We start from the raw sequence: 15805 nt of genomic DNA on the forward strand, positions 1-15805 counted from the left end.
GCGGATAAGTAGACATTAGAGACACCTCAACGGGAGCTTTCCATGAACGAATCCACTCGTCTTGCGACGCGGCACTGGACGTCGGCCCAGCCGATCGTTTCAGCGTTTGTGGCGTCGATCGTTCGTGATTTCCGCGACCGCGACGACGTGCTGCAAGAGACGGCATTGGCCATTTTTGAGTCGATCGATTCCTACAACCCCGACTTTCCATTCAACGCTTGGGCGATCGGCGTGGCGCGGAATCAGATCGGCCTGTATCTCCGCCGCCGCCACCGCGAGCGACTGGTTTTCAACGATTCGGTCATCGGATGTATCGAGACCGCATTCAACGAAATGAACCCTTCACCGATGCTGGATTTTGTTCCCGGTTGTGTGGACCAATTGGAAGGTCGCGCCCGTCAGTTGTGCGATCTCCGCTACCAAAACGACCTCAAGCCGGCGGCGATTGGTAAGCAAGTTGGCATGAGCCCCAACGCAGTCGCCAAAGCGTTGCAGCGGATTCGTGAACAGATACGCAATTGCGTGCAAGCCAAAGCAGCGGCGGAAGGATTCGCATCGTGACCGATGACCCCGATGATCTGATCAGTGGCTATCTCGATGGCACGCTGACCAAACCACAGTTGGCAGAGCTTGGCGAATGGATCGAAGCCGCCCCAGCCAACGCGCGGCGTTTTGCCGACGCAAGTCTGGTGGACAATCTGATGCAGGCCAAGATTACCGCCGCGCCGTGGATCGATGCGTTGGAAGAACCGTCCGATGACAACTCGCCCACCGCAAAACAGAAAACGATTGCCACGCGATCGGGCGACCGGCGGCGTTGGAAATTGCACGCCGCTTACGCGACGGCGCTCTCGGTGATGGCGTTCTTTGGATGGTGGACTTCCACCTGGAATGCGGCCTCCCAACACAATGAGATCGCCGCGATATCGACTGCCACCGATTGTAAATGGGGTGCCGGGACGCTACCGACAGCGGTCGGGTCGCGGTTGCAACCGGGCCGTTTAGAACTGGTAGAAGGGTTTGCCAAGCTGAGTTTTGACAACGGCGTGGAACTGTCGCTCGAGGCACCGATCGACATCAGCCTGCATTCTCCCACGCTGTGCGAAGTCCATTCGGGGCAATTGATCGCCAACGTTCCTGGGGCGGAGATTCAATTTGTCGTGGAGACCGCAACCACGGAAATCTTGGATCTCGGAACGGAGTTCGCCGTGCGAGTCGAGCGCTACGGGAACACCGGCGTTCAAGTGTTGTCGGGGAAGGTCGACGTGACCAACCGCGCTTCGGGGGAATCGCGAAGACTGATCCAACAGCAGACGGTTCACGTCGGCGCCGATTCCATCTCGGCGACCGACACAGGCCCCGAGATGTCGCTCGTCAAGTCGGTCCGTAAAAACGCTCCGGTAGCACCGGCAACCAACACCTTCCTGATCTCGACAGCGCAAGGCCGCGGCCGCGACGCATTTGTGTTTCGCAAGCAGACAAGCGACTACACATCGCCCGAATTGTTGTTGGTCAAACACTGTCTGCCACGATTGAGCGATTGGGATCGCAAAGTCTATTTGGCGTTGGATGTTGCATCGCTTCAAGGGCTGGATATCGAACAGGCGGAATTGCGATTGAACCTGCTGCCCAGCGATCTCGGATTCGCGTCGCATCAACCCGATTCCACGTTCCATCTGTTTGGACTGATCGACGAATCGCGGGACGACTGGGACGAACAGACCATCACCTGGGAGAACGCTCCCGGACAAGACCCTCGCGCCGCAGCGGTCGATCCCACGGCCGCGATCGCGCTCGGATCGTTTGAAGTTCGGCAAGGCATCCAAACGGGAACCGTTTCGGTCAGGACCGAACAACTGAAGGACTTCATCGCCGCCGACACCAACGGCGCGGTGACCTTGATCGTCGTTCGCGAGACCCAGGAATCGACAGGCAATGGATTGGTCCATGCCTTTGCGAGCAAAGAGCATCCGTCGGGGCTGCCGCCGATGTTGCGCGTCGTCTGCCGGTCGCCGCAATCCTCCTCCAACTGAGCGGCGGTTTCAATTTGCGACCTCCACCCATTCCCCCACGAATCCACCCAATCCCCTTTCAGAAATTCCCCTCAACAAAAACTCCCCAACATCCCTACGACAAACTCATGCACATGCCCCCAACCATTCGAACGCTCTCGACAATGCTGGTGCTGCTGTTCAGCTGGACCACGGTTTTTGCGGCCCCACCGATCTCGGTCTCCGGCGTCTATCCGCATCTGACGATGTGGAACAGTGAAGGCGAGTGCGGCACCGGAGCTGTCGTGCCGTGGCAGGGTCGGCTGTGGTGCGTCACCTATGCCCCGCACCGCCCCAACGGATCGTCCGACAAGCTTTATGAGATCACTGCCGATCTTCAGCAGATCATCTTTCCCGACAGCGTGGGAGGAACTCCGGCGAATCGCATGATTCATCGTGAATCCAATCAATTGCTGATCGGTCCCTACGTGATCGATGCCGATCGCAACGTCCGTGTGATTCCGCCGCCCCAAATGTTCGGGCGGCTGACCGGCAATGCGCGGCACTTGGTCGATCCGGCGGGCAAAGTCTACTACGCCACGATGGAAGAGGGACTTTATGAAGTCGATGTGAATTCGCTGGAGGTGAAGTGCCTGCTGCGCGATGGCAACGGCGGAGCGCCCGAGGTCGGAAGCCTTTCCAAATTGCCGGGCTACCACGGCAAAGGGTTGTACTCCAGCCAAGGCCGGTTGCTGTACGCCAACAACGGCGAACGGCATCGTGATGTCAGCCGTGATCCAACCATTGAATCAGGGGCGCTGGCGCAGTGGTTCGGCGAAGGGGACTGGCAGATGGTTCGGCGGAATCAGTTCACCGAGCTGACCGGGCCAGGAGGAATCCACGGCAATCCGAATCCCGAAACCGATCCGGTTTGGACGTTGGGTTGGGACGCGCGATCGATCCTGTTGGGGCTTCTGGAGAATCAACAATGGCATTTCTATCGACTGCCCAAGGGAAGCCACAGCTATGACGGTTCGCATGGGTGGAATACCGAGTGGCCACGGATTCGGGAGATCGGCCAGCAGGATCTGCTGGCGACGATGCACGGCACCTTCTGGCGATTCCCCGCGACGTTTTCAAAGCAGAATTCAGCGGGTATCGCGCCCCGATCGAACTACTTGAAAGTGATCGGCGACTTCTGCCGCTGGAACGACAAAGTAGTCTTTGGCTGCGATGACTCCGCGGCGGCGGAGTTCATGAATACGCGCGATTTCAAAGCCAAAAACGGAGCCCCGAAAGAATCGAATTCCAATCTCTGGTTCGTCGATTCCGACCGACTGGACCACTTGGGACCGCCGATCGGACGCGGTTCGGTCTGGTTGCGCGACGATGTTGCCGCCGGCCAAGTCAGCGATCCCTATCTGTTCGCGGGCTACGATTACCGTCAACTGCATTTGAATCATGCCTCGGATGACGCGGTGACGTTCACTCTGGAAGTCGATCGACAGGGGAACGACCAATGGACCGCGTTGCGAGACGTCACCGTTCCGGCGGGCGAAGCGGTCTCGATCGTATTCGACGACGATGCCCGTGGCGCGTGGATTCGGTTGACCAGCCAACAAGCTGCGTCGTCGGTCACGGCGAACTTTCAATATCGCAACCGGGACTCCCGCGACGCGAGCAACGACGCCATGTTCGCGGGGCTAGCTCCGGCCGATGGTCAGCCGACCCACTATGGCCTGATGCGAAGTCTGTCGCACGATCGGCTGGGGTTGGCTGCATCGTCGCAGCCCAGTGTGAAAGAGATCCAGTATTACGAACTGAATCAAAAGATGCAGCTTGTCGCCGTTGACGATCCCGGTGCGGCGCAAAAGCTGATTGCAAACGTCGCTCAGCCAGCGGGTGCCTATACGTCGGACGAAGCTTCGATTGTGATCGTCGAAGATGGCAAGCGGTACCGGTTGCCGAAAAACGACCTGTATGCCACCGGCGACGCGGCGTCCACGAAGATTGCGGCGAACGTTACGCTCGCCGATATCCTTTCCAACAGCCTGTCGCTCAACGCCAAGGCGACTGCGAGTTCGGTTCACGCCGACTACCAGGCTCAAGGGGCTGTCGATGGCAGTCTTGCCGACGACAACCGTTGGGTGGGGCGATCGGGAGAAGGATCGAACTGGTTGGAACTGGATCTTGGCGAGGCGAAGACGTTCCAAAATGTCTGGGTGGTGACCGGATGGAACAACAGCGCCGACTTAGTGGTCCGCGACTTTGACATTCAAATCAAGCAAGGCGATCAATGGACGACGCTTCCCGACGGCAAGGTCCGCGGGAACCAGCAAAAGCAGTGTGAAGTCTCCTTAAGCAAACCGGTGACGGCACAACATATTCGCTTGTTCTCGCCATCGAACGGCTTCATGCGAGTCACCGAAGTGGCGTTGTTTGCCGACCGGCCCAACATTCAACGTGACCACAGCGCTGCGTTTGGACTGGCCCGCGTTTGTCGCGAAGTGGCCACCGAACGCGATCTATTAAATGTTCATGGAACGTTCTACGAATTGCCCGCGAAGAACGCCCAAGGACTCGCCAAAATTCGCCCGGTCGCGACGCACAATCTCGCGATCCACGATTTCTGTTCGCACAACGGTTTGCTGTTGTTCACGGGGATCGATAGCGACGCCCAAAGTGAGCACATCTTCCGCAGCGACGACGGCCGCGCTGCGGTTTGGGCGGGCGTGGTCGATGACCTTTGGAAACTCGGCAAGCCGCGGGGCATCGGAGGACCGTGGAAGGACAGCCCCGTGAGCGCTGGCCAGCCGTCGGATCCCTATCTAATGACCGGCTACGACAACAAGCAAATCGAACTGACAACGACCGCCGACGCGACGATCGCTTTGGAAGTTGATGTCGATGGAACGGGATGTTGGATTCCCTACCGCGCGTTCGAATTAAAAGCGGGCCAATCGGTGAAGCACCAGTTCCCCACCGGCTTCAGCGCCTACTGGGTTCGCGCCACGTGCGACGTCGACACCACCGCGTCGGCGATGTTGATCTACGATTGATGCAAGTGGTTGGAAACAGGGATCGGCCGGCGGACGTCATGCCATGGCGAGGGTGGTATATTCATCGTGCACTCCGTCGGCTGGTCACATCCACGTTCCATTCCTATGGACAACGATAGGGAAACCATGAACATCGCGCCCCGCTTGCTTTCGCTTGTCATCCTGAATCTGTCGGTTGCCCTCCACGCTGCAGAGCGACCGAATATCGTGTTGATCATGGCGGATGACGTCAGTTGGGAAGCGTTTGGTTGCTACGGAGCGGAGGATTATCAAACGCCTCACATCGACGCGATGGCCGCTCGGGGCGTTCGGTTCTCCCATTGCTATTCGACTCCGATCTGCACGACCTCCCGCGTGATGATCATGACCGGGAAATACAACTTCCGAAACTACACCCACTTCGGTTACCTGAATCCACAGGAAAAGACGTTTGCAAATCTGCTGCGCGATGCGGGGTACAAGACCGCGGTTGCCGGAAAGTGGCAATTGAATGGGCTCTATAACGAACTGCCCGGTCACGACGATCCCACGCGCCCCAACCAGTTGGGATTCGACGAGTACGCGTTGTGGCAACTGACACGAACCGTCGATTCCCAGAGCGAACGTTTTTGGAGTCCTCCGATCGAACAGTACGGTCGGTTCATCAGTGCGGAAGAAAACGACGGCAAGTATGGCCCCGATCTCGTCTGCGATTTCCTGTGCGACTTCATGGCACGCAACCGAGGCAAACCCTTCTTCGCCTACTATCCGATGGTGTTGGTTCACAATCCATTTGTCCCCACTCCCGACACCATTGGCGACCGCGACCGCTCGCAGGCCGGAAACCGACTTCGCAAACAGAAGAAGGAAAACTTCCAGGCGATGGTTCATTACATGGACAAGATCGTCGGCCGGATCGTCGCGAAAACCGAAGCGTTGGGAATCGCGGACAACACCCTGATCCTATTCACGTCGGATAATGGCACCCACACGGCAATCCGGTCGCAGTGGAACGGGCAGACGATCCGCGGAGGCAAAGGGGGAATGACCGACATGGGAACCCACGTCCCCTTGGTCGCCTATTGGCGAGGGCATACCGCGGTCGGCAAGGTGGTCGACGATCTCGTCGATTTCACCGACATCTATCCGACGCTCGCCGCAACGGCGGGAGTTTCGTTGGGGCAGGACGATCCGATCGACGGACGCAGCTTCTTGCCTCAGCTTCGCGGCAAAGTCGGCCAGCCACGCGATTCGGTCTTCTGCCACTACGAACCCTATTGGAACAAGGTTGCAGGACAGTTCGCACGGACCGCCCAATACAAACTCTATCGCGACGGCCGCTTCTACGAACCGGCCAAGGATCTGGAGGAGCGAAACGACCTATCGGACAAGCCCGCCCAAGAGGCCCAGACCGCCGCTCGCCGCCAATTGCAGGCCGTCCTCGATTCCGCTCCCCCGGCACCATCGGGCAACAAAGCGGGAAGAAACACCAAGGACCGACCGGTCTATCCCGATTGGAAACCGCTGCGACAAACAAAGCCCTAACGATCGCCGATCCAATCTAAAGGCTTTCTGTCCGCTTATTGTGTCCGTGTCTAAGGCCGGAGGCCGACAAATCTAGTGCCGGCGGCGTGAGCCGCCGGTGGCCAGGGTGGAGCGTTATGCTAGGCCGGAGGCCGACAGAAGGAATACATCCATGTGTCGGCCTCCGGCCTATGGGATTGGTGGTGTTGCCGCTTCCGGCGGCTTACGTCGCCGGCAGATCGTGTGTCGGCCTGCGGCCTAGGGATCTTTTTGTCCAACGCATACCGCTACCAACCAGAGGGGGCCTCCCAGGCCGCAGGCCGACAAATCTAGTGCCGGCGGCGTGAGCCGCCGGTGGCCAAGGTGGAGCGTTATGCTAGGCCGGAGACCGACAGAAGGAATACATCCATGTGTCGGCCAGCGGCCTCTGGGATTTGTGGTGCTGCCGGTACCGGCGGCTTACGCCGCCGGCAGTTCCTATGTCGGCCTCCGGCCTGTGGTGCGGAGAGAGCGACTGGAGCACTTCAGCCAAGCATCCAGTTCTAAAAGAGCCAGACGAAAAGACAACTGAGTTTTTAAGAATGCGGTGCCGCCCCAAACCCTGGCTTTCTGTCCGCGGCTTACGTCCACTCGGTTGCCATCCCTTGCTTGCGGATCTGGTTTTGAAAGTCGGCCAGCCGTTTTGGGTTCGCTCGAATCGCGTGAGGCGTCTGATGGGTTTGCATCGCGTGAGCGACCAGAGCCCCGGCCGCTTCGCCGATTCCCCATTCGACCGGATGCAGGCGATAGCAGCCGTTGGTGACGTGTGTCGTGCCGATATTCTTGCAGGCGGGAATCAGATTGCGCATCCGAACCGGCAGCAGCGCCCCGAGTGGAACTTGAAATTGCAGCGATGCGAAATCGATGTAGTTGTTGCCGGCGGAAGTGGGATGCAAATCGATTGGATAGCTGCCGATACCGACGGAATCTTCGAAACGGGCAGCCTTCACGCTCTTGATCGATTTCCCACTGACGGCCGCTCGCTGCTCTCGTCCGACGTGCTCTTCCAGGACCGTAAACTCCCCTCGAATCCGCCGCGACTCTCGCACATACGGCGCCATGGCCATACCGTCTTCGGTACCGACGAGATCGCCCCGCAAACGCAGGCCGGGGAAGCCGGTCCCGCCATCGCGGCGCGGCGCTTCGGTCTGCAACCAATACAGCAGCGCTAGGCTCAGCTGTTTCGCCCGGGCGACGTGCTGCGCAGCCTGCTCCTCGGTCACACCCACAAGATTGCCCAGCAGGTAATCGTTCTGCGGCCAATTGATCAGACTGATATCGCCGGCGAAATGCCCCGGTTCAAACAGCGTCGCGTCGATGATCCGCCGATAGGTCCAGAGGTTCAATGCACCATCGACCGACTTGCCTCCCGCCGGATCAAAGCCCAGCTTTTTGGGAACGCCCGTCGGTGGGTGGGTGTAGGTGAAGTCGAGCAGCTTGCCCGGCCAAGGGGGAGTCAATTGGGGAACGTAGTCACGCCAGAATCGATATTCTTCGGGGCGATCGATCGTGTGGTTTTCACCGGCCAGATGATCGATGGCAAAGCAGACGGTGAACGCCTGCTGGTTGTTCGGATCGGCGACCTCCGCCGCGTGCATCTCGTTAGTCTCCGACTGCGCTTCCGCTCCGGTGACAAACTCGGTTTGGGTCAACGGCAACAGATCGCCAAGCTCCGACGCATCGATGAAATACTTGCCACGCAAGACCGTCGCTTCACCGGTCTTCGCGCTGCGAACGCTCACCGCCGACACGCGGTCGCGATCAACTTCCGCGGACGTCGGCACATGTTGCAGCAACACGACCAATTGCCCCGATTGCTCGTAGGGCATCAGCCATTGTTCCAGAACGGCTAACGCCACCCGCGGTTCGCAGCACAGCTTTGAAACGTTCCCGTTGCCGGGGTTCAGTCGCGGGTTGGCGCGGGCGGCGTCGGTCAACGGATAGTGATCGCGATAGTATTGGCGAATCTGCGACCGGAAGTTGCGATACGACTGATTTGCACCGTTCGTTTCGATTCGGGCGTTCTCGTCTGGCGGAACTGCTTGGCTTGTCAACTGGCCACCGATCCATTCGGTCGGTTCGGTCATGACCACTTTAACACCACTGCGAAGCGCGGCGATCGCTGCGGCACATCCGCCAAGGCCACCGCCGATGATCACGACGTCCGCCTCTCGTTCCGGTTCGGACTGGGCGAACAGAGGAGCGGGCATCGACGCGACCGAGGCAGCCGCCAAACTGGCTTGGATCCAGCCCCGGCGGTTGATGTTGCTGTTCGAGATATTCATGGCAGGAGGAGTGCGAAGGTGGGATCGGGGGATGACTTTGGTGAACGGCGACGGTGACGACGTCCAACCTCGTGAGTGTCGGATCGATCATCATACCGAGACTTGTACGACATCTCCAGTCTTTTTGACGGCTACGTTTCCGTCGCCCCCGTCACCGCAGACACCACGCAGCGATTGCACTCCGCTGCCCCGGGGGCCCAATGCCCCGCAAGGGCGATCGGGGCGTGATTTACGTCGCACAACCGATACCGATCTCGATTTTCCAATTGGGATTGGAGGGTAAAAGCTGACGATCGTGCAGCAGGGGCCGATCTTGGTTATTATTAGGCCTGCATAAAAAACGCTTTTGGCGGCTGGCTGGCCAATGCTGACACATCAAGGGTGCCAGCTGCCACGCTGACACTGTAAAAACAGTTTAAAAATCAATGACTCCATAAGGATTTGCCTCATGTCCGTATCTCGCAAAACAACCTCGCGCCGTCGCTTCCTGCAGGGAACCGCTGCCGCCGGTGCCGCGGCCTTCGTCGCCCCTTCGGCCAACCGCGCCTTCGCCTTGCAATCGCCCAACGAACGCCCCGTCTTCGCGACGATCGGACTGCGAAACCAAGGTTGGGGAATCACCAACAAGTCGTTCAAATTCGCCGACTTCGCCGCTCTGGCCGATGTCGATTCGAACGTCTTGGGGGCCAACCTTGCCAAAGCGGAAGAGAAGCAAAAGAAGAAGCTCGACGGCTACAAAGACTACCGCGAAATTCTGGACCGCAAAGACATCGACGCGGTGATGATCGCGACTCCAGATCACTGGCACACCAAGATCTCGGTCGAAGCGATGTATGCCGGCAAAGACGTCTACTGCGAGAAGCCGCTGACGCTGACGATCGCCGAAGGCAAACTGATCGAGAAGGTCGTCAAAGAGACCGGCCGTGTCTTCCAGGTCGGCACGATGCAGCGGACCGAATCGGGACAGCGCTTCCTGCAAGCGATCGCGTTGGTCAAAGCGGGGCGGATCGGTACGGTCAAGAAAGTAACCTGTGGCATCGGCGGCATGGTGGCTTCCCCCGTGATCCCGGTCGCCGAAGTGCCAAAGGAAATCGATTGGGACTTCTGGCTCGGCCCAGCGCCTAAAGTCGACTACCGCGCTCTCCCCGAGATGCGTCAAGGTTATGGCGGCGGCGTGCCGTTGTACAGCAACTGCCACTACTCGTTCCGTAACTGGCACGAATACTCCGGCGGTAAACTGACCGACTGGGGCGCCCACCACGTCGATATCGCCTGTTGGGCGCTGGGAGCCAGCGACACCGGCCCCAGCAAGATCACGCCGTTGGAATACAGCCTGCCTGTCGAATACAAAGACGGCACCCCTGTGGTCCACGATCAATACAATACAGCGACCAGCTTCAAGATCCAGGTCGACATGCCCAACGATGTCGAAATGATCATCAACAGCGCTGGCGATAACGGCATCATGTTCGAAGGAACCGAAGGCCGGTTCTTCGTCAACCGCGGCAAGATCGTCGGCGCTCCCGTCGAAGCACTCAAGGAAAATCCGTTGCCCGAAGGAGCGATCGAAGAGGTCTACGGCGGCGCGGTCAGCGAGAACCACACAGCCAACTTTATCGAAGCGATGAAGTCGCGGAAGCAACCGATCTCCGACGTCTGGTCGCACAACCGGATGCTCGAGATCTGTCACCTGTCGAATATCGCGATGCGTTTGGATCGCGAACTCAAGTGGGATCCAACCAAGCGTGAGATCGTTGGCGACGACCAAGCCAATGCGTTTTTGTCGCGAGAAGATCGCAAGGGTTACGAGATCAACATGTAACCGCTTGCCGGCGTTCGCTCAGCCGCCACACTCGGCGGCTGTCGCGCTGGCTGACAATTTCGCGAACCCGCGTCACGCAATATCGTGGCGCGTGGCGAACCTACTTTTCATCTTCCGCCGAGATCGCGTACAGCTTGTCGCCGCGGCGGAGAATCAAATAGGGCGATGCGGCGGCAGCAGCATACAAAACGCTGCCGCTGCGAACGCCTTCGCCCGATTCGGCTTCTGCATCCCAGCAGCGATTGCTGGCGATCTCTTTGCCCTCGGTCAACGAGACGACCGAGGTCGTTCCCTTGTTGCCGAACAGATAGATCCGGTCTCCCGAAACGATCGGCGTCGCCCAGATCCCGCCCGCGGCGGTCCGAGCGATCGATACCTGATCGCCGGTCTGCAGGTCCAATCGGTACAGGACTCCAGTGCGGTTGACGATCGCCGCGGTCTCGCCGGCAACGACGGGGCTTCCGAAAGTGGAAGTCGCTTTTTTCGCTTGCCACTTATAGGCGGCGGTGAACTTGCCATCCTCCCCCTTGCTGATTTCGATCAGCCCGTTGGACGCTGCCGCAGCCCCGGCGGCGGTCTCGCCTCGCCCATCCGAAGCGCCGATCAAGAACTGTCCGTCGCCAACAGGCATCGGCGTGCACGAGGTGTTGTTGGAGATCTCGTCGAATTCCCACAACCGCTCGCCGCTGGCGGGATCGAGTCCCACGATCTTGCCGCTGGCGCTGCAGACCAAATGGTGCGACGAACCAACGGGGATCAAGCGAGGCGATGCCCATGAGGTCGCACCGACACCCGGAGCCTTCCAAACCACTTCGCCATCGGTTTTGTTGAGTGCCAAGATGTACGGCTCTTCGCCTCGTTCAACCCACACAAAAACCAAGTGGTTGTTCTGTTCCAACGAAGCGGACAAACCGTGCCGCGCTTCGATCTTGCCATACTCCGCCACCAGGTCTTTCTGCCACAGCATTTTCCCTTCGGGGGACAACGCGATCAATGCGCCTCCTTCGAAAAAGGCGATGTAGCCGGTGTCGGTCGCGATGGCTGTCGGAGCGGCTCGGCTGACCATCGGCGTGTTCTTAAAGGGAGATGGATTCTTCAGATCGACCTGCCATCGCAGATCGCCACTAGCGCAGTCGTATGCCGACACGTGGTAGTCGTCTTTGTTCTCGCCGCTGGTCGACGTGACGACGATCTGGTCGTGAGCCACGATGGGAGCGGATTGGCCGTAGCCGACGATATCGGCGGTCCAAGCGATGTTCTGATCGGGAGCCCAATGCGTCGGCAGCTTCACTTCCGCAGCGACAGCCTGCCCGCCGTTTTGAAACTCAGGCCAACTCGGCGGCGCGGCGACCACATCGATCGCGGCGGCAAAGGAAACAAGAAGCCCCAGAGGGAGCGAGAATCGATGAAAATCGGACATTTGTAGACTCAGCGGCAGTAGGTGATGATGCGAACCCGTTGGAGCTGGCTACAAATACGTTGGCTGGCTGGGCTTTTTAAATTTCGCTAATGAGAATGCATCTCATTAGGCTGCCGATTGTCACCGGCCGCGTCCCGTCTGTCAATGACAACCTTTTCGCGAGATCGCAAAACTATCACTCCCCGCGGGTCGGAGCTGGTCCGATGAAGGAAGCTACTCCAGCTCGCGACCCTGCAGATTCCGGACTAGGAACTTAGCCCGGCGGCGGTTGGCGTAGGGAGTTTCGGCAGCGCCGTGGCCAACGCTGGGCATCACCAGCAACTCAAAGTCTTTGTCCGCTTGGATCAACGCGTCGGCAACCTGCATCGTCGACGCGGGGTCGACATTTTTATCGATCTCGCCAACGATCAGCATCAGTTTCCCCTGCATACGGTGAGCGTGGTCGACGTTGCTGCTGTCGGCGTACGACGCGTCGACGGGCCATCCCATCCATTGCTCGTTCCACCAGATCTTGTCCATCCGGTTGTCGTGGCATCCGCAATCGGCGACCGCTACGTCGTACAGATCGTGATGGTCGATCAGCGCACGCATCGCGCTTTGGCCTCCCGCTGAACCGCCGTAGATTCCGACGCGCTCGATATCCATCTCGGGATGCTTCTTTGCCGCGGCTCGGATCCACAGCTTGCGATCGGGGAAACCGGCGTCGGCGAGATTCTTCCAACAGACATCGTGAAACTTTTTACCTCGGTTCGCCGTCCCCATCCCATCGATCCGGACGACGATGAAACCAAGGTTCGCCATCTGGTGATCGCGCGGCAGCACATCAAAGGCCTTGGGGCAAAACGAATCGTGCGGCCCGGCGTAGATGTTCTCGAGAATCGGATACTTGGTCGACGGGTCAAAGTTTGCCGGCCGGATGATGATTCCATAGATATCGGTCTCGCCATCGCGTCCCTTGGCAACAAAACGCTCCGGGACCGTCCAACCGCTGTCGAGCATCGCCTGACAATCGCCCCGCTCCAATTCACAAACCAGTCCGCCATCGCTGGCGCGGCGCAGCTGAGTCACCGTCGGTAGGTCGACTCGCGAAAATCGATCGATCAACCAGCGGCGATCCTCCGAAAATTCCCAGCGATGCGTCCCATCCCCCTCCGTCAAAACTGTCAGCTCGCTGCCATCGAATTGGACGCGGCACAAGTGCAGGTAATACGGATCCTGCCCAGGCACGATCCCCGACGCGCTGAACAAGATCGTTTCGGATGCTTCATCAACCTCGATCACTTCGCGAACAACCCAAGAGCCTTGCGTGACTTGATTGATCAGCTGGCCCGTGGCGACGTCGTAGCGATACAAATGTCGAAAACCATCGCGCTGGCTCGACCACAACAATTGCGACTCGCCGGCGATCCAACGCATCTGGTGCCGGCCGAAGTGGATGAACGTATCACTCGCCTCTTCAGCGATCGGAACAACCGTCGCATCAACCGGATCGATCCGAAATAAACGCAGCACTTGATGCCCGCGCTGATTGAACCGACAGGTAAGTTGATCGCGGTCGGCGAGCCATTGAAGTCGATCGATCCGCCACGGGTTTTCCATCAGATCATGGGGCACGTCGACCGCTTGGCGAGTCTCCAGATCGAACAACACGATGCGGGTTTGCGTGATCTCGTCGCCTGGTTTGGTGTATTGCAGCTCGTGCACGATCGGTTGAGTCTGTTGCCGCGGACTCGATTCGACGATCCGAATCACCCGCTCTTCAGCCGGCCGCTGGTCGCGAAGCGCCGCCGCGTAGCGTCCCGATGGCGAGAGCTTGAGGCTGCGGTAGGAGATCCGATCGTCTGCATCTTCGGTCAACGCAACTTTGTCGCCCTCTTCGGGTGCAAACCAAAGATTGCCTTGCTGCAAAGAAACCCTCCGCGATTCGCCCGATCGCTGATTCTTCGGTTTCCGTTTTGTACGCGATGGTTTCAGAAAGGCCTGGTACAGATCGAGGCAGGCTTGGTCGATGATCACGTCGCCGGTTTGATCGTCGCCGGCAAATCGCAGCAGTTCCCGATCGCGATCGTCCCGCAAGCTCCAGACGTGTCCGGCATAGGTCGGTTGGACGATCTCGTTTCCCGGAACAATCGACTGGTATTTGCGTTGGCTGGCATCGGTTGCGAACCAAACGCATTGGATCGGCAAAGCGGTTTGATTGACGATCCGCAACCGGATCGCTTCGCCTCCCTGATTCGACCGCTTGCTGCGCGTGAACAGCGATGCGACTTCCGCAGGCGGACCCTCCAATTTGCCAAGTTGTCCCGCGACGGTAAAACGCCACCGCGCCTCATGCGAATCAAACGCGATCGCTCCGTCCGCCAGCACTTCGACGCGGCGCAAGCGGAGTAAATCCGCTGGACCGATCTTCTGTCCGGTCGCATTGGCCAAAGCCGCTTGAAGTTTCTGGACGTCCAGCAACGGCGACTTCTCGCCAGACTCTAAGTCGACCTTGTAGTACTCAAACCCGCCTGGAACGTTCACCGAATACCACATCGATTGGCCGTCGTTACCAAACGCCGCATGAACATTTTGCCTTGCAAGCGACCCAAAAGTCTGTGCCGCAATCGTGCCATCGGTCAGCAGCAGCACGATGACAGTCAATAGGGCAACGTGCACTCGGTTGTGACGCATGAGATTCCGTAATCAATCGAGACGCTGTCGAGAAAGTGACCGTCGGGAGCAAGTTTAATCACCGCCGCTTCGCTACTGTTCAGGATCGCGAGCGAATGAAAATTCATTGCAGCCATGCCCAATCGATGTGGTCATTTCCTGGAGCACGAACCCGCGGTCGCGGACAAAGCGAAATATCTCTTCGGGCCGAGCGACCTCAAACGGCCAACCTCCTACCCAATCGACCAAGTCGTACCATCCATGCATCCCACGAGCCTGAGTCTCGCGTGCCCAGTTGAGCAGCGGCACAAACGGGTTGCGCAAGGTAAGCAATCGCAAACAGCAAGCGACTAACGTTACGGCAAACCGATTCGCAAACGCGGCGGATCCGATCGCACAAACATAGAGAGGCCGAGCGAACGCGGGGAGGCGTTGGTAAATCCTCTTGACAATTAGCCACGTTCGCGAAACATACAGCTGATCATTGTAGATCGCCAGAACCAGCGAACCACCTGGTTTCACATGGCGACACAAGTTTGCAATCGCCGTCCACATGTCGCCGGTGTGATGTGCAACGCCCCAACAGTAAACAACGTCGAATTGTCCAAGCGTGTCGAGGAAATCTTGATCCAAAAGTGAACCAGATAGAACCTGCCAATTTTCAGCGTTGTCACCGTATTGCGACTTCACCCGCTCGGTGCAGGCACGCGATTCGCTGTCGACATCGAATGAGACAACGGCGGCTCCGAGTCGATGTGCCGCGAGACTAAACAAACCGCTTCCGCTGCCGGCATCCAGGAACCGACATTCCTCGAGATCGTCTCTTCGCAACAATCGACGCAATGACTCTTCGGCGGCCTCAATGCGTTCTTCATTCAGGTTTGCTAAGAAACTCGCCCAATTCCTTCCAAATGCGAAGGGAGTCTCTCGATCGTTCGTCGACGCGGTCGCTTCCTCTTCAATAGTCATAGAATTGCCATCGATTTGAATTCAGCTGACGAACGGTCTCTAGAAACCGCATTGGTAACGAAGAA

Annotated in this window: 9 protein-coding genes; 5 read left to right on the plus strand and 4 right to left on the minus strand. The window is 58.6% G+C overall.

Annotated elements, in window-relative coordinates; translation table 11 throughout:
• Positions 1-42: 42 nt before the first annotated feature.
• From EC9_RS16640 to EC9_RS16655, 4 genes are all read left to right on the plus strand, one after another.
• Positions 43-561, plus strand: a complete 519-nt coding sequence (locus tag EC9_RS16640; protein ID WP_145346924.1) for a sigma-70 family RNA polymerase sigma factor — start codon at positions 43-45, stop codon at positions 559-561.
• Entirely contained in the window at positions 558-2033 is a 1476-nt protein-coding gene (locus EC9_RS16645) for a DNRLRE domain-containing protein (protein ID WP_145346926.1), read from the plus strand. The genes EC9_RS16640 and EC9_RS16645 overlap by 4 nt, the downstream gene beginning before the upstream one ends.
• 113 nt (positions 2034-2146) lie before the next feature.
• Complete coding sequence (locus EC9_RS16650; protein WP_218934198.1) at positions 2147-5050, plus strand: discoidin domain-containing protein; 2904 nt, start codon at positions 2147-2149, stop codon at positions 5048-5050.
• Between the two features lie 126 nt (positions 5051-5176).
• Positions 5177-6574, plus strand: a complete 1398-nt coding sequence (locus EC9_RS16655; protein WP_246105730.1) for a sulfatase-like hydrolase/transferase — start codon at positions 5177-5179, stop codon at positions 6572-6574.
• A 599-nt stretch (positions 6575-7173) separates the two neighbouring features.
• On the opposite strand, the gene EC9_RS16660 is transcribed toward EC9_RS16655, so the two are convergent.
• Positions 7174-8877: an FAD-dependent oxidoreductase gene (locus tag EC9_RS16660; RefSeq protein ID WP_218934199.1), complete on the minus strand. Its 1704-nt coding sequence runs from the start codon at positions 8875-8877 to the stop codon at positions 7174-7176.
• Between the two features lie 448 nt (positions 8878-9325).
• On the opposite strand from EC9_RS16660, the gene EC9_RS16665 reads away from it, so the two are divergent.
• A complete protein-coding gene (locus tag EC9_RS16665; protein WP_145346930.1) occupies positions 9326-10699 on the plus strand; it encodes a Gfo/Idh/MocA family protein in 1374 nt (457 codons plus the stop codon).
• Between the two features lie 100 nt (positions 10700-10799).
• Here EC9_RS16665 and EC9_RS16670 read toward each other — a convergent pair whose 3' ends face one another.
• The 3 genes from EC9_RS16670 to EC9_RS16680 form a co-directional block, all read right to left on the minus strand.
• Complete coding sequence (locus tag EC9_RS16670; RefSeq protein ID WP_145346931.1) at positions 10800-12119, minus strand: outer membrane protein assembly factor BamB family protein; 1320 nt, start codon at positions 12117-12119, stop codon at positions 10800-10802.
• A gap of 213 nt (positions 12120-12332) precedes the next feature.
• Positions 12333-14792, minus strand: a complete 2460-nt coding sequence (locus EC9_RS16675; RefSeq protein ID WP_145346933.1) for a prolyl oligopeptidase family serine peptidase — start codon at positions 14790-14792, stop codon at positions 12333-12335.
• A gap of 72 nt (positions 14793-14864) precedes the next feature.
• Complete coding sequence (locus EC9_RS16680; protein WP_145346935.1) at positions 14865-15740, minus strand: class I SAM-dependent methyltransferase; 876 nt, start codon at positions 15738-15740, stop codon at positions 14865-14867.
• Between the last annotated feature and the right edge of the window lie 65 nt (positions 15741-15805).

Source organism: Rosistilla ulvae (genome assembly GCF_007741475.1).
GTDB classification, from domain to species: domain Bacteria; phylum Planctomycetota; class Planctomycetia; order Pirellulales; family Pirellulaceae; genus Rosistilla; species Rosistilla ulvae.

What these genes read in the sequence shown, in the direction of transcription:
- EC9_RS16655 (WP_246105730.1), top strand. Translation starts at nt 5,177, where the DNA reads ATGAACATCGCGCCCCGCTTGCTTTCGCTTGTCATCCTGAATCTGTCG.
- EC9_RS16670 (WP_145346931.1), bottom strand. Translation starts at nt 12,119, where the DNA reads ATGTCCGATTTTCATCGATTCTCGCTCCCTCTGGGGCTTCTTGTTTCC.
- EC9_RS16680 (WP_145346935.1), bottom strand. Translation starts at nt 15,740, where the DNA reads ATGACTATTGAAGAGGAAGCGACCGCGTCGACGAACGATCGAGAGACT.
- EC9_RS16675 (WP_145346933.1), bottom strand. Translation starts at nt 14,792, where the DNA reads ATGCGTCACAACCGAGTGCACGTTGCCCTATTGACTGTCATCGTGCTG.
- EC9_RS16660 (WP_218934199.1), bottom strand. Translation starts at nt 8,877, where the DNA reads ATGAATATCTCGAACAGCAACATCAACCGCCGGGGCTGGATCCAAGCC.
- EC9_RS16650 (WP_218934198.1), top strand. Translation starts at nt 2,147, where the DNA reads ATGCCCCCAACCATTCGAACGCTCTCGACAATGCTGGTGCTGCTGTTC.
- EC9_RS16640 (WP_145346924.1), top strand. Translation starts at nt 43, where the DNA reads ATGAACGAATCCACTCGTCTTGCGACGCGGCACTGGACGTCGGCCCAG.
- EC9_RS16665 (WP_145346930.1), top strand. Translation starts at nt 9,326, where the DNA reads ATGTCCGTATCTCGCAAAACAACCTCGCGCCGTCGCTTCCTGCAGGGA.